At 54.1% G+C, this 13,617-nt stretch carries 14 protein-coding genes and 2 pseudogenes; 9 read left to right on the forward strand and 7 right to left on the reverse strand.

The features are described 5' to 3' along the window. The 3 genes from H7K52_RS05230 to H7K52_RS05240 are packed head-to-tail and all read left to right on the forward strand — an operon-like array spanning position 1 to position 2,692. Positions 1-972, forward strand: a complete 972-nt coding sequence (locus tag H7K52_RS05230; RefSeq protein ID WP_003853579.1) for an ABC transporter permease — start codon at positions 1-3, stop codon at positions 970-972. Next, positions 972-1,829 (forward strand): MurR/RpiR family transcriptional regulator, encoded by an 858-nt coding sequence (locus H7K52_RS05235; RefSeq protein WP_008925181.1) that lies wholly within the window; start codon positions 972-974, stop codon positions 1,827-1,829. Before H7K52_RS05230 ends, H7K52_RS05235 begins: the two co-directional genes overlap by 1 nt. A 2-nt stretch (positions 1,830-1,831) precedes the next feature. Beyond that, positions 1,832-2,692: a PfkB family carbohydrate kinase gene (locus H7K52_RS05240; protein ID WP_182629787.1), complete on the forward strand. Its 861-nt coding sequence runs from the start codon at positions 1,832-1,834 to the stop codon at positions 2,690-2,692. A gap of 40 nt (positions 2,693-2,732) precedes the next feature. Here H7K52_RS05240 and H7K52_RS05245 read toward each other — a convergent pair whose 3' ends face one another. Then, positions 2,733-3,764, reverse strand: coding sequence for an NADP-dependent oxidoreductase (locus H7K52_RS05245; RefSeq protein WP_003853584.1), 1,032 nt, complete (start codon positions 3,762-3,764; stop codon positions 2,733-2,735). 319 nt (positions 3,765-4,083) lie between these two features. Between H7K52_RS05245 and H7K52_RS05250 the strand changes: the two genes are divergently transcribed. Together H7K52_RS05250 and H7K52_RS05255 are read left to right on the forward strand one after the other, a co-directional pair. Continuing rightward, positions 4,084-4,482: a VOC family protein gene (locus H7K52_RS05250; RefSeq protein WP_182629788.1), complete on the forward strand. Its 399-nt coding sequence runs from the start codon at positions 4,084-4,086 to the stop codon at positions 4,480-4,482. 126 nt (positions 4,483-4,608) lie between these two features. Continuing rightward, complete coding sequence (locus tag H7K52_RS05255; protein WP_140915613.1) at positions 4,609-5,127, forward strand: glutamate racemase; 519 nt, start codon at positions 4,609-4,611, stop codon at positions 5,125-5,127. Here H7K52_RS05255 and H7K52_RS05260 read toward each other — a convergent pair. Further along, the gene (locus tag H7K52_RS05260; protein ID WP_182629874.1) at positions 5,120-5,869 is read right to left on the reverse strand and encodes a DeoR/GlpR family DNA-binding transcription regulator; all 750 of its coding nucleotides are present in this window, start codon (positions 5,867-5,869) and stop codon (positions 5,120-5,122) included. The two genes, H7K52_RS05255 and H7K52_RS05260, sit on opposite strands and share 8 nt — an antisense overlap. Positions 5,870-5,952: 83 nt before the next feature. Here H7K52_RS05260 and H7K52_RS05265 point away from each other — a divergent pair, with 83 nt between their 5' ends. Then, entirely contained in the window at positions 5,953-6,537 is a 585-nt protein-coding gene (locus H7K52_RS05265; protein ID WP_182629789.1) for an NUDIX domain-containing protein, read from the forward strand. Positions 6,538-6,579: 42 nt separating this feature from the next. Here the strand turns inward: H7K52_RS05265 and H7K52_RS05270 are convergent, their stop codons facing one another. After that, on the reverse strand, positions 6,580-7,680 hold the full coding sequence (locus tag H7K52_RS05270; RefSeq protein ID WP_003853594.1) for an NADH:flavin oxidoreductase/NADH oxidase: 1,101 nt from the start codon (positions 7,678-7,680) through the stop codon (positions 6,580-6,582). Between the two features lie 245 nt (positions 7,681-7,925). Continuing rightward, positions 7,926-8,210: pseudogene (locus tag H7K52_RS05275) on the reverse strand (SDR family oxidoreductase); the annotation flags it as partial. Between H7K52_RS05275 and H7K52_RS05280 the strand changes: the two are divergent. Beyond that, a pseudogene (locus H7K52_RS05280) lies at positions 8,195-8,986 on the forward strand (LysR substrate-binding domain-containing protein); the annotation flags it as partial. The pseudogenes H7K52_RS05275 and H7K52_RS05280 sit on opposite strands and share 16 nt — an antisense overlap. Positions 8,987-9,002: 16 nt before the next feature. Here H7K52_RS05280 and uraH read toward each other — a convergent pair. Then, complete coding sequence (gene uraH, locus H7K52_RS05285; RefSeq protein WP_003853600.1) at positions 9,003-9,425, reverse strand: hydroxyisourate hydrolase; 423 nt, start codon at positions 9,423-9,425, stop codon at positions 9,003-9,005. Positions 9,426-9,915: 490 nt separating this feature from the next. Here uraH and H7K52_RS05290 point away from each other — a divergent pair, with 490 nt between their 5' ends. Beyond that, a complete protein-coding gene (locus tag H7K52_RS05290) occupies positions 9,916-10,935 on the forward strand; it encodes an alpha/beta hydrolase (RefSeq protein WP_078804402.1) in 1,020 nt (339 codons plus the stop codon). A gap of 390 nt (positions 10,936-11,325) precedes the next feature. Here H7K52_RS05290 and H7K52_RS05295 read toward each other — a convergent pair whose 3' ends face one another. Next, the gene (locus tag H7K52_RS05295; RefSeq protein WP_039660233.1) at positions 11,326-12,651 is read right to left on the reverse strand and encodes a type II toxin-antitoxin system HipA family toxin; all 1,326 of its coding nucleotides are present in this window, start codon (positions 12,649-12,651) and stop codon (positions 11,326-11,328) included. A 4-nt stretch (positions 12,652-12,655) separates the two neighbouring features. Next, on the reverse strand, positions 12,656-12,952 hold the full coding sequence (locus tag H7K52_RS05300) for a helix-turn-helix transcriptional regulator (protein WP_003853607.1): 297 nt from the start codon (positions 12,950-12,952) through the stop codon (positions 12,656-12,658). Positions 12,953-13,259: 307 nt separating this feature from the next. Between H7K52_RS05300 and H7K52_RS05305 the strand changes: the two genes are divergently transcribed. Beyond that, a complete protein-coding gene (locus tag H7K52_RS05305; RefSeq protein ID WP_008925196.1) occupies positions 13,260-13,595 on the forward strand; it encodes a gamma-glutamylcyclotransferase family protein in 336 nt (111 codons plus the stop codon). The last annotated feature ends 22 nt before the right edge of the window (positions 13,596-13,617 follow it).

A 13,617-nucleotide genomic window follows, 5' to 3' on the forward strand; every position in this document is an offset into this window, starting at 1 on the left:
ATGACGACTCAGACCTCCACCGCGCCAGGTACCCGACCCGCGCTGCGGCTTAAATTTAACGTGCGTGATGCCGGTACTTTAATTGGCCTGTTGATTATCGTGGTGACATTTTCGTTTCTGTCGCCGGTCTTTTTCACGCTGCCAAATCTGCTGAATATATTGCAGCAGTCTTCGATCAACGCCCTGATTGCTCTGGGCATGACGCTGGTGATTATCTCCGGCGGGATTGACCTTTCGGTTGGCCCCACCGCGGCGCTCTCAGCGGTGCTGGGTGCCACGCTGATGACCCTGGGTGTGCCGGTGCCGCTGGCGATTCTCGCGACGCTGGGCGTCGGCGCGATGTGCGGGCTGTTCAGCGGTTCGCTGATTGCCTATGCCGGGCTGCAGCCGTTTATCGTTACGCTGGGCGGCCTGTCGCTGTTCCGGGCTATCGCGCTGATTTATACCGGCGGCAATCCGGTCTTTGGCATTCCGCTGGCGTTCCGCAGCCTGATCAATAGCACGGTGCTGGGTATTCCGACGCCGATTGTGATTGTGGCGGTGATTGCGCTGCTGCTCTGGACGGTGATGAATAAGACCCCGCTGGGGGAATATATTCTGGCGATCGGTGGTAATGAAGAGGCGGCGCGGGTCGCGGGTGTGCCGGTGAAGCGCACCAAGGTGACGGTTTACATCTTCTCCGGTCTGCTGGCGTCACTCGCTTCGCTGATTCTGATTGGTCGTCTGGGCGCTGCCGAGCCGACTATCGGCAACCTGTGGGAACTGGACGCTATCGCGGCGGCGGCCATTGGCGGTGCATCATTGATGGGCGGCAAGGGCAGTATTTTCGGCACGCTGATTGGCGTGGTGATCCTCGGGGTGTTACGTAATGGCCTGACCTTACTGAACATTCAGGCCTTTTACCAATTGCTCGCTACCGGCCTTATTATTATCATAGCGATGTTGATTGACCGGGCGACCCGAGGCAAGTAATGAAGCAAGATCCGCGAGCCATTGGCGCTCAGATTCGTATGCGTTTGCCCCAACTGACGCCGTTAGAACGCCGTGTGGCGGAGGCGATAATTGCCCGAACCGACATGACTGAGCAGTCGTCTTTAAAGGAGATTGCGCAGGAGAATAATGTCTCTGAAGCGATGATCGTTAAGATTACAAAAAAACTTAACTTCACCGGCTTCAGGCATTTCAGAAGTGGTCTGATCTATTACAACCAGTCTGAAGTGGCGGGACTGCATGCGGAAATTGAGCCGGATGATTCGTCGGAGCAGTTGCTGGCCAAAGTGTTCAGAACCTCTATCCAGGCCATCGAAGAAACATTATCGATTCTGGATGTCTCTGAATTCAATCGTGCGGCGGATATCATCTTTAAAGCGCGTCATATCGATCTCTATGCTGTCGGCGGCTCTGCCGCCGTGGCGCGGGACCTGTCGCACAAGATGCTGAAGATTGGCATCAAGTCGACCGCCTATGACGACGCCCACATCATGCTGATGTCAGCCGCCGTGTTATCTGATGACGATGTGGTTATCGCCATCAGCCATTCGGGTGCGACACGTGCAGTGAACGATCCGGTTAAACTGGCGGGAAAGAATGGCGCGAAAGTGATCGCCATTACTAACTACGCCGAATCCCCGATCGCGCAGAGTGCGCATGTGGTCCTCAATTCAACCTCTCAGGGATCGCATCTGTTGGGTGAAAACGCCGCGTCACGCATCGCCCAGCTCAATATTCTGGATGCGCTGTTTGTCGCTATCGCCAAGAAAGATCTGAAGCGGGCGGAGAAGAACCTGATGAAAACCCAGCATGCGGTTCAGGATCTGCGGGAATTCTAGCTATGAGCAAAATTGCAGTCACCGGCAGTCTTCATTACGACATTATGCTGGACGCACACCATCGCCCGGAGAAAGGCGAAACGGTGATGGGCAGCGCCTGTCACTATAAGTTCGGCGGCAAGGGCGGGAATCAGGCGGTCGCGGCGGCCCGTGCGGGCGCAGCAGTGCGTTTTGCCGGGGCGGTGGGGCGCGATCAGCAGGGGAAATTCCTGCTGGATCATCTGCAGCAGGCCGGTGTCGATTGTACGCAGGTGAGTGTGACCGATGCGCTTCCCTCCGGCATGAGCGTGGCGATTACCGATGCTGAAGGGGATTACGGCGCGGTAGTGGTCTCTAATGCCAATCAGCAAATCCCGCTTGAGACCTTTGCACAGCCAGGCTTCTGGCAGGATGTTTCGCTGCTGGTGCTGCAAAACGAAGTCCCGGAGGCGGTAAATCTCTGCGCGGCACAGGCGGCACGGCAGCGGGGGGTTACGGTCTGTGTGAATGCTGCACCTGCCCGGACATTGTCGGCGGGGTTTGAGGGCTGTATCGATCTGCTGGTGGTGAACGCCATCGAAGCGCGCGATATGTGCGGGATTAACGTGCAGGATCTGACTTCAGCGCGTGCTGCTGCGGCATCGCTGGCGGGACGCTTTGCCCGCGTGGTGGTGACAGCAGGTGAACACGGAGTGGCTTACAGCGAGGCAGGAGAGACGCACACGCTGGCGGCGCAAAAGGTGACGCTGGTCAGTACACACGGTGCCGGGGATTGCTTTGTCGGGGTGTTGTGTCAGCGCCTGAGTCTTGGCGCAACGCTGGGAGAGGCGGTCAGTGACGCTAATCGTGCGGCTGCCGAACACGTTTCACGGCAGCCGCATTGATAAATGCGTGCCACGTCACTGACGTGGCACGCTAACGCGATTACTCGCTGACCTTCACCACGGTTTTACCGAAGTTTTTGCCATTCAGCATGTCGATAAACGCCTGTGGTGCATTCTCTAATCCCTCAATCATATGCTCGCGATAGTGGATTTTTTTGCTCTCCACCAGCGGGCTCATTGCTTTGAGGAACTCAGGATAACGGTCACCGTAATCCTGGAAGATGATAAAGCCCTGCATACGGATACGACGCTTAAGGATACCTGCCATGATCAGCGAGGTTCTGTCCGGACCGTCCGGCAGCTCACGCTGGCTGTACGCGGAGACCAGACCACAGACCGGCACGCGTGCCGCGGTGTTCAGCAGCGGGAATACGGCATCAAACACTTTGCCACCGACGTTTTCGAAGTAAATATCGATGCCATCCGGGCAGGCGTTTTTCAGTTGCTCTTCAAAGTCTGCGCTGTGGTGATCGAGGCAGGCATCAAAACCCAGCGTATCGACCGCATAACGGCATTTTTCTTCGCCACCGGCGACACCGACTACGCGGCACCCTTTCTGTTTGCCCAACTGACCGACCGTTGCGCCCACTGGACCGGTTGCGGCGGCAACCACCAGGGTTTCGCCCGCTTTCGGCTGACCGATATCCATCAGACCCATATAGGCGGTAAAGCCAGGCATACCGAGAATGCCCAGCGCCCATGAAGGATGTGGCATATCGTTGTCCAGCTTCGCAATCTCTTTGCCATCGGAAACGGCATATTCCTGCCAGCCGCTCTGCGCCAGCACCCAGTCACCGGTTTTAAAGTTGCTGTTTTTCGATTCTGCAACCTGACAGACGGTGCCGCCCACCATTGGCTCATCCAGCTCTGCGGGCGCAGCGTAGGATTTACCCTCATCCATCCGGCCACGCATGTAGGGGTCAAGCGAGAGGTAGATGGTTTTCAGCAGCACTTCACCCTCTTTGATTTCCGGAACGGGCTGAGCCACATGGCGGAAATTCTCTTTGGTCGGCTCACCGTGAGGGCGTGATGCCAGTAACCAGGCGTGGTTCTGGGTAGCGTGTTCAGTCATATTGTCTTCCTTTTATAGCCAGGCAATGCACAGGACATTGCCGTATGAATACCGGGAAAGTGTAGATGACCGCAGCCGGAATGCGTTTAGCGCTGTGAGCGGTAAGGTGATTTTCCGGATAACCGGAACAGGGTGCCGACCGCAGCGGCACGCCGACTGCAGAGCGATTTCAGGGTCAGGACTGCGCGGAAGGGTATTCACATCTTTTTGCAAAAAACGGTGGTTTGATGGAAGTGCCGGGGAAGTGGTTACGCATCCAGCGTCACGGGAAGCTCAGAGGATTGTGATAAATATCAGTGAACTCAACAAGGAGAGAAGCATGACTATTCCGCATCTGCGTATTGCCCGTCCAGTGACTGACCTGACGCAAAGCTGCCAAATCTATTGCCTTGGGCTGGGGTTGCAAAAAATCGGTGAGTTTACTGACCATCAGGGGTTCAGTGGTGTGATACTGGGCGCTGACGGGCTGGCCTGGCATCTCGAATTCACGCTCTGTCACACGCATCCCGTCCGGCCATCGCCAACGGATGACGATCTGCTGGTGCTCTACATCCCACAACAGCCTGACTGGCTGGCTCGCTGTAACAGCATGGATGAGGCAGGCTTCCGGCGGGTGCCATCATTTAATCCCTACTGGGATCAACGGGGCGTGACATTTATGGATGGGGATGGTTATCGTGTCGTTATCCAGCAGGCCGCATGGTCGCCCGCACGCTAACTTTATGAAGAACCGGAGCTCACCCTGAACATTCTTTGCTTCCATACCGCCGCCAGTAATATCGCGATTTTTGATGATGCCGCCCGCGCACTGGCTCTTGATATTCTGCCCCTGAATCATCTGGTGATGCCTGCGCTGCTGACTGAGGCGGAGCGCAGCGGCGGGATGACAGTGGAATTACGCCGACGTATTGCACAGCTGATTGAAACACTGCTGCCGCAGTTTGATGCCGTTCTGATCACCTGTTCGACGCTGGGGCCGGTTGCTGATGATTTCAGTACGCATGCTGGGGTAATGCGCACTGACCGGATGTTAGCGGAGACACTGCGGCGTCTTACGGGGCCGACGGTGGCGCTGTGTGCAGCAGAATCGACGCTGGCTGCGACACGGACACTCTTCTGTCATCCAGACAGTCAGATCGAGGTCATGCTGGTGGAAGATGCGTGGGCAGCGTTTAAAGCGGGAGACACAGCACGCTACTTTGCCCTGATTGCGGCAGCAGCAGAGCAGGCTTATCAGCAGGGCGCGGTTGCCGTTGCCCTGGCACAAAGTTCAATGACGCCTGTCGCACAGCAGTTTCCCCCTGCGCAGAGACCGCTGACCGGCCCGTATCTTGCGCTGCAGGCTTGCTGCGATCTCAGATGATCGTCACACCATTCTGGCTGAGCGCCTTTTTCAGCGCCTCGTCCGGCTCTGTTTCCACTACCAGCGTACTCGTAAGTGACAGATCGCCAATGGCAAATGCCGACGCTGAATTGAGCTTTTCGGCGGACGCCAGTACCACGGTTTCTGCTGCGCGTCCTGCCAGCACCCGCTTCACCGTCGCTTCTTCAAAATTCCCGGTTGTCAGGCCCGCCGCCGGATGCACACCGGTAACACCCATAAAAAAGAGATCGGCGTTAATGCGGTTTATCGACTCCAGCATGGCTGCGCCTACCGCCACCACCGAATGCTTATAAAGTTGCCCGCCAATCAATATGATCTCCACGAGTGGGTGATCGGCTAACGCCAGCGCCACGCTGGGACTGTGTGTCACGGCGGTAAAGCTCAGCGTTGTCGGCAACTGTCGTACCAGTTCTGCGCTGGTGGTCCCGCCATCAATCAGCACAATCTGGCCTGGCTGGATCAATGAGGCCGCTTTTCTGGCGATAATCTTTTTAGACGCCGTCTGCACGCTTTTTCGTGTTTCAAAGGTGCCCAGTGCAGCGGATACCGGTAACGCACCGCCATGCACCCGTTGCAGTAATCCTTCCGCCGCCAGTTCACGCAGGTCACGCCGGATAGAGTCTTCGGAGAGACCAAATCGCTGGCTCAGGTCGCGCGACTGAACCTGTTTTTCCTGAGCAAGCAGGGCAAGAATTGTCTGTTTTCGTTGGCTGGATAGCATCATTCCACTCTGCATGTTTTTTCTTGAATTTGCACGATTGTGCATGATAGCGTGTGGGCTGTCCACTTATCCCGGAGAGTATCATGCAGCAGAATCATCCCCGCGTACGCATCATCAACGAGCAGTTGCTGTCAGATAACTGGTATACCCTGAAGAAGTACACCTTCTCGCTACTGCGCAGCGATGGACGCTGGCAGGAGCAGAGCCGTGAAGCCTACGATCGGGGAAACGGCGCGGTGATTCTGCTCTATAACCGTGATAAACGCACAGTCGTGTTGACCCGGCAGTTTCGCTTTCCCATTTTCCTGAACGGGCATGATGGCTTTCTGATTGAAGCGGCAGCTGGTCTGCTGGATAGCGCCTCGCCTGAGACGCGTATTGTTGCCGAAGCGGAAGAGGAGACGGGCTTTCGCGTCAGTCGCGTAGAAAAGGTTTTTGAGGCTTTTATGAGCCCCGGTTCAGTGACGGAAAAACTCTACTTCTTTATTGCTGAGTATGACGATCAACAGCGCAGCGGTGAAGGCGGCGGAATAGTGGAAGAGGGCGAAGATATCGAGGTACTGGAGATCGGTTTCGACAAGGCCTTACAGGCGATTGATCAGGGTGAGATCGTGGATGCCAAGACCATTATGCTGCTCCAGCATCTGCGGCTGAAAGGCATTCTTTAAAATCGCGGGCAGACCACGGTAACGCGGCCTGCCCGTTAACGCTTACTGATCCTGCGTCAGGATGCCTTTGACATCGTGCGGTTCAGAACGCAGATACTGCGGCGGAACCTGCACTTTGCCATCCAGTGCGGCGGCGGCGTGCCACGGCCAGCGGGGATCATAGAGAATGCCGCGCGCCAGCGCCACCAGGTCAGCGTCGCCCTGTTGCAGAACACCTTCTGCCTGCTGAGGTTCAGTAATCAGGCCAACAGCAATCACCGGGATTGACACCTGCTCGCGAATATCGCGGGCGAAAGGCACCTGATAATTGGGTCCGACGCTGATTTCCTGTTTTTCCGACAAACCACCACTGGAAACATGAATATAGGCGCAGTTAAGCGCTTCCAGCTCACGTGAGAGGGCGATCGACTGCTTGATTTCCCAGCCGCCTTCCACCCAGTCCGTCGCGGAAATACGCACACCCACCGGAATGGCAGCGGGAACGGCTTCACGGACGGCTTTGAACACCTCAAGCGGGAAACGCAGTCGGTTTTCCAGCGAGCCGCCATATTCATCACTGCGCTGATTCGAGAGCGGTGACAGAAACTGATGCAGCAGATAGCCGTGCGCGGCATGCACTTCAATCAGTTGAATACCCAGGCGCACTGCACGGCGGGCACTCTCAACAAAAGCCTTTTTTACCCGCTGCAGATCGTCAATGCTCATGGCAACCGGTTTAACTTCATCCGCGCTGTAGCTCAGTGCCGACGGGGCTACGGTTTGCCAGCCGCCTGCATCGGGTGCAATCTGCTTACCGCCTTCCCAGGGAACCGCACACGACGCTTTACGTCCCGCATGGCCCAGCTGCATACCAATCGGGATAGAGGAGTAGCGGCGCACATCATCCAGAACTGTTTTTAGTGCGGCTTCATTATCATCATTCCACAAACCGAGATCGCCGGGAGAGATACGGCCAATGTCCTCAACGGCAGTGGCTTCAATAATCATCAGACCGGCGCCGGAAAAGGAGAGCTGGCCAAGATGGATCCGATGCCAGGCGGTCGCATTGCCTGCTTCAGCGGAGTACTGACACATCGGGGCAATCACAATGCGGTTATCCAGCGTAAGTTCGCCGAGCGAGACAGTGGAAAAAAGTTGGCTCATGTTATCTCCATGGTGTTATGACGGACGTGACAGGCAATAACTATAGCGGGGGATTTACCGGACGGGATGACTGCAACGTGACATTTTATGACTGCGTGCCGGACGACGGAGAGATCGCAGCTTTTCCTTCGGGTTATGAAACAGGGAGTGACTGGCTAGCGGTCAGCCAGCCAGGCTGTGCTGGTCTGGCTGAACCGGGATTTCGGGTTATCACTGTTGTGGCAGCGTTCAGGCTGGCTTAAACCTCAGACCTGTGCCATGCCGCCATCGACAAACAGCTCTGTCGCGTTAATAAAGCTGGCGGCATCAGACGCCAGAAACGCAACGGTACGGGCAACCTCCTGTGGTTCACCCAGACGGCCAAGCGGTATCTGTGCCGCCAGCGCATCAAACAGACCCTGACGCTGCTCTTCACTCACCAGATCACCCAACCCAGGCGTGCGAACCGGGCCAGGACTCACGACATTAACCCGGATGCCGCGATCTTTCAGATCCAGCGCCCACGAACGGGCAACATCTCTCCGTGCGGCTACTGCAACGCACCACCCGGCGCGTGACCGTCACCGCAGAAGGGCAGGAATACTATGAGAAAGCACTGCGTATCCTGCACAATCTCGAGGATATTGATGCCTGTTTTAATGCGCGGCGCAGTAAACCGCGCGGGCAGTTACGCGTTGATATCGGCGGGTCTACCGCACGGGATATTCTTATTCCGCTGCTGCCCGATTTCTTTGCCCGCTATCCGGACATTACGCTGGATCTTGGCGTCTCGGACCGTCCGGCTAATCTGATTAGCGACAACATTGACTGTGTCATTCGTGGCGGTCCTTTGGCCGATTCCTCACTGGTGGCGCGTCTGATAGGGCACGCCACGCTGATCACCTGCGCGACACCCGCCTATCTCAAAGCATTTGGGATTCCTGCTTACCCTGATGAATTGCGCAACGGGCACCGGCTGGTGAGTTATCTTTCGCCGCAAACCGGCAAACCGTTTCCGCTAAAGTTTGAACGTCAGGGTGAGAAAATAGAGATCACCAGCGCGCATCGCATTGGCGTTAATGAAAGTAATGCACACCTGGCGGCGGGTCTGGCCGGGCTGGGGATCATTCAGACGTTCAGTTATTCACTGTCGTCGATTCTGCGGCAGGGCGATATGGTGGAGATATTGCGCGACTGGCGGCCTGCGGGTTATCCGTTTCATCTGGTTTATCCGCAAAACCGGCACGTAACGCAACGGCTGCGGGTGTTTATCGACTGGCTGGTGGCGTGTTTTCCGGCGCGCGTCGCGGGGGAATCCGGCACCTGAGTGCCGGATTAGCAGATTAGTTGCCGCGATAGGTTGAGTAACCAAACGGGCTCAGCAGTAACGGGATATGGTAGTGCTCGCCACTGGCTTCCATGTTGAATTCAACCGGAATCTCCGGGAAGAAGGTTTTCTGGTTGGTTTTTTTGTAGAAGTCACCGGTTTTAAACACCACACGGTAGCTGCCCGCACTGGCCATCTTGTCCTGCGGGAACAGGGCGCTGATACGACCGTTATTGTCGGTAACGCCTGAGGCCAGTTTTACCCAGTTATCCTGCTGCTTTTGATCCAGCTCGACTTCGATGCCCGCGGTAGGCTGACCGGTTTGCAGATTAAGAACGTGTACGCTCAGCGGATTTTTAGCGGCAGCGGGCTGAGCTGCGATAGCGGACGCGCCAGAGGTCATCAGTAATGTTGCGATCAAAGCGTATGATGTTTTCATCAATGTTTCCTTTATTGATTGGTTGAAGTCGTGTAGCAGTGCAGAGAGAGTAAAGGGCCTGAGACCAAAGCGAAAATCAGCCGCGGTAAATGTGAAATTTCTGAGGGAATTAATCTATTTAGTTACATCATACAAAAGTTGTTTTTTTAATTAATAGTCCGGCATTTGTGCGATAAAAGTTGATCAGAGAAAAGTGCCGCCAGGTTGAATTCACCGGGATTGGCAGCCAAAGCAGGGCACCAGGAGTTCAGTGCTGAGCAGAGAGCTGGATCAATTCAGGACTTTTCCGCTTCTGAAATGTCGCGCTCAATGACTGCAATTCGATACAGATAGCTGCAATTTGCCACGTTAACCCCGATGATTTCCAGGAAGACTGGTTCTGCCATTTAAATTGCGCGCTATTTAGTTGTTTACAATGAAGAGGTGCCGTGTCATTGTCCGGTCAACCAGATAGCACACTATTAAATAGCAAGTTAATCGGAGTCCTGTAATGAAAATGAAACTGATCGCCAGTGCATTACTGTTAAGCAGCCAGATAAGTAGCGCGTTTGCTGCGCCAACTGAAAACAGCCCGCAACCGACCGTAGGTGTTGCCGCCTTTCTGAAAGCGCTCAACAGCGGAACGGGTAAACCAATTGAGCAACTCTCTGTCAACGATGCCCGGGCAGTATTGACCGGAGCACAGAAGGGCGCAGAACTGCCGCCGGCACAGATTTCACAGAAGATCATTACTGTACTGGGCAAGCCTCTGACGCTGACCATCGTTAAACCTGAGCACGCCAGCAGCACATTGCCGGTGTTTATGTTCTTCCACGGCGGCGGATGGGTGCTGGGCGATTTTCCAACCCATGAACGTCTGGTTCGTGACATGGTGAATGCATCCGGTGCTGCAGCGGTATTCGTTAACTATCAACCTTCGCCAGAAGCCCATTTCCCGGTGGCAATCACTCAGGCCTATGAAGCCACTAAATGGGTCGCCGACCATGGTGCTGAAATTGGCGTTGACGGAAAACGTCTGGCGCTGGTTGGTAACAGCGTTGGCGGTAACATGGTGGCGGCAGTTGCGTTACAGGCGAAGCAGTTTAAAACGCCAGCTATCCGTTATGATGTGATGCTGTGGCCGGTTACCGATGCGCGTTTCGACACGCCGTCATATGAGCAGTTTGCTGACGGACATTTCCTGACGAAGAACATGATGAAGTGGTTCTGGGATAATTACACGACGTCGGAAAAGGATCGTAATAACATTCTGGCATCGCCGTTGCGCGCCAGCACTGAACAGCTGAAGGGGTTACCGCCAACACTTATTCAGACTGCAGAGCTGGACGTATTACGGGATGAAGGTGAAGCATTCGGTCGTAAGCTGGATGCAGCAGGCGTGCCGGTGACCGTTACACGGTACAATGGCATGATTCATGACTTCGGTTTGCTGAACGCCTTGAGCCAGGAACAGACAGTCAGAACAGCCATTGACCAGGCGGGTGAAGCACTGCGTTCGCATCTGAAATAATCTGATGACAAACCCCGGACTGCATCGTTGTTCGGGGTTTTCAGGCGATCTGTTTGAAGGCATCACTATGAAGGTGCAGGGCAGTGGTAGTAACGTAACTGCAGGTACGGAAGTACAGGAATGAATGACGCAGTATCACAGCGATAAGTGCACTGTTAATCTCTTATTTAACATAATATACATTATGCGCTCTTTGGTCAGGTGTCTGTCTTATCCTGTTTTCCACCTTTCCCAGGGAATCTCTGCGGATGCCTGATGATTCTGTCTGACAATGAATCTCTCCGTCTTTTCATCATTCAGGCTGTAATCGATAAACATCTGCGTTGCCGTGTTGCACCTCTCAGCCTGTTCTCTTCTGACACTGTGTTCAGTGGGAAATTTTAATCGGCGCTAATTTCCGGCCAGACGCCTGCATTGCTGCGTTATGCCATCAAACACGCGTTCTGCCAGTTCTGACGGGAACTGATCTGGCAGTTGAGCGCGAACACGCTCGATGACGTCCGGTGCGTCAGAAATTATTTCATCCATCATCATCTCAACCTGCTTTTTACTCAGGCCGGTCTGCTCACCGTGGTTAATCCAGTGCCGTCTTTGTATTCTGTAGAGTTTGTAATAGTTGCTGCTGCCGCGAGCGGCCATCGCCAGTTTGCATTTTTGCCAGGCTATCTGATTATTGCCATTTCCGATGACCGGCCATGCCGATAAAACATCATAAAGTGGCGTAAGGCAATAATGCCCCTGAGGCCCTATCGCAATACTGAAATTTTTAGCATGGCCATCTGTGGCCGCCAGTACCCAGAAAATTATCTGTGCTTTAAAGAAATGCAATCTGTCCTGTTCTGCGTGATCTGAATGACTCAGAATCTCCATAATTTCAGAGATACCTGGCCCGCCGTCGGCCTGATATTTGCGTAATGGTGACATCCCCGCAGCCTGACACATATCTTCCTGAGGTAAACGAATGATCCAACGCTGATCACCTGACCATTTGCGGTCAAAACGTTCAACCACCAGGACTTTCTGATCTTCGAATTGAGCGATTTCTGTTCTTGCGACCGGGATGCCGAATTGTTCAAGTAGCAGCGAACAGAGCCATTCGTTTTCCACGGATGTACTCATATCAGCTTTCATATTGCCGACCAGGCCAAGCGGTAACTTGAAAATATGCGTCGTTGGCGTATTCCCTTCAGGCCTGCACCACCGATCGTCATGCCATAATAACGCTGTTTTTTCCTGCGCACCGGCAATGGACAGCCGTAAGTCGCCTGTATCACTCTGTCTGCCGGGTAATGACGCCGCCGTGGTATTTCGCAATGTCATTGCGATCTCTGATTCAGAGAGCGGCCGATATTTTACGCAATATAAATCCGTGGGTTCATCGCCCTCTTTCAGTAACTGTATCGCGCCTACGCAATCTTTTCCCAGCTCGGTCAACAGGTCAAAAGGGTCGAGACTTTCTGCCTGATACCGCATAGCCAGACGCCTGCGAATCCCTTCACTGTCTGGTAATAAATTATCAAAATAGTCACGTACCACATTTCCGCGCCAGATTTGATCGCCGGGGGTAAAAGGCAAAGAGAGCGATAACGGTCTTCCTTGCGCGTCGGCACTCCATTCAGGAAGATATTGCAGCGTGTCTTCTCCTTTGCTTTTGTTCCAGAATCCAACCTGAATACCGTTCATCCATATCACTAAACGCTGCTGTCTCCGGCTCATAGCGTCACCATTTCTCCCGTCTCGCAGGTGAATTTTCTAACGTCCCCTTTTCTTCTGTCGGCTTTCCTGCGGATGAGCTTATTCCCGAAGAGAGAGTCATCTCCACGCCCAGCAGTGTGAAGATTTTGAAGAGGCGTTCAATGCTGGCTCTGGCCGGGTTGGCTTCCAGACGCGCATAAGTCTGCTGAGTGACGCCTAATCGTTCAGACAGATCTTTTTGCGTCAGTCCATTTGCTTTGCGAAAACCAATAAGCAAAGGACGCAACTGGCTGAGTGTTTTTATCGGATAGACATTTTTCATCGTGCGCTGACCGCTTTAACAGGTGATACAGCCTGTACGCTGTTTAATCAAAATACACTCTAAAAGCTGTTAAAGCAATATAACAGCTTAAAAGCTGTAATTTGCTAATACAGCCTTCAGGCTGTTAACGACGGCTTTCCTGTTTTAAATGTGTGCTCCAGGACCGGGATGCGGGCACCAACTGTAGAATTTTTGTGCTCCGCAGGCGCTGCTACGTCAATTCTGAATAACTGGCGTGACGTCAGGGCTGCAGAATTTATCACAACGCGTTAAAGTAACCGGCTTTGAGTCTGGAAAACGAGGAAAAATGGAACGCTTATTTGTCTATGGCACGCTCTGTCCGGGCCGCGAGAATGCCCATATTCTTGAAAACATTGGCGGCGAATGGCTGGCCGGCTCGGTAAACGGCACCTTCTATGAGCGTGGCTGGGGTGCAGCGGCTGATTTTCCTGGCATTGTTCTGGATGAACATGGCCCCGCTGTACCAGGATACTTGTTTATCTCTGAGCAGCTGGATGCGCACTGGCCAATGCTGGATGCGTTTGAAGATGGCTATGATCGCGTCGAAGTTCGCGTAACTGCCGGGGATAACCAGTATTACACTGCGTGGATTTATCAGTTACAGCCACAGGTAAACAGCTAATTCTCTCAGCCTGTAATGCGCC

This window comes from Pantoea hericii, from assembly GCF_014155795.1.
Lineage (GTDB): Bacteria > Pseudomonadota > Gammaproteobacteria > Enterobacterales > Enterobacteriaceae > Pantoea > Pantoea eucalypti.

Coding starts and splice junctions, on each gene's coding strand:
- H7K52_RS05235 (WP_008925181.1), top strand. CDS start 972: ATGAAGCAAGATCCGCGAGCCATTGGCGCTCAGATTCGTATGCGTTTG.
- H7K52_RS05290 (WP_078804402.1), top strand. CDS start 9,916: ATGAAAATGAAACTGATCGCCAGTGCATTACTGTTAAGCAGCCAGATA.
- H7K52_RS05305 (WP_008925196.1), top strand. CDS start 13,260: ATGGAACGCTTATTTGTCTATGGCACGCTCTGTCCGGGCCGCGAGAAT.
- H7K52_RS05270 (WP_003853594.1), bottom strand. CDS start 7,680: ATGAGCCAACTTTTTTCCACTGTCTCGCTCGGCGAACTTACGCTGGAT.
- uraH (WP_003853600.1), bottom strand. CDS start 9,425: ATGAAAACATCATACGCTTTGATCGCAACATTACTGATGACCTCTGGC.
- H7K52_RS05250 (WP_182629788.1), top strand. CDS start 4,084: ATGACTATTCCGCATCTGCGTATTGCCCGTCCAGTGACTGACCTGACG.
- H7K52_RS05295 (WP_039660233.1), bottom strand. CDS start 12,651: ATGAGCCGGAGACAGCAGCGTTTAGTGATATGGATGAACGGTATTCAG.
- H7K52_RS05255 (WP_140915613.1), top strand. CDS start 4,609: ATGCCTGCGCTGCTGACTGAGGCGGAGCGCAGCGGCGGGATGACAGTG.
- H7K52_RS05245 (WP_003853584.1), bottom strand. CDS start 3,764: ATGACTGAACACGCTACCCAGAACCACGCCTGGTTACTGGCATCACGC.
- H7K52_RS05240 (WP_182629787.1), top strand. CDS start 1,832: ATGAGCAAAATTGCAGTCACCGGCAGTCTTCATTACGACATTATGCTG.
- H7K52_RS05300 (WP_003853607.1), bottom strand. CDS start 12,952: ATGAAAAATGTCTATCCGATAAAAACACTCAGCCAGTTGCGTCCTTTG.
- H7K52_RS05260 (WP_182629874.1), bottom strand. CDS start 5,869: ATGCTATCCAGCCAACGAAAACAGACAATTCTTGCCCTGCTTGCTCAG.
- H7K52_RS05230 (WP_003853579.1), top strand. CDS start 1: ATGACGACTCAGACCTCCACCGCGCCAGGTACCCGACCCGCGCTGCGG.
- H7K52_RS05265 (WP_182629789.1), top strand. CDS start 5,953: ATGCAGCAGAATCATCCCCGCGTACGCATCATCAACGAGCAGTTGCTG.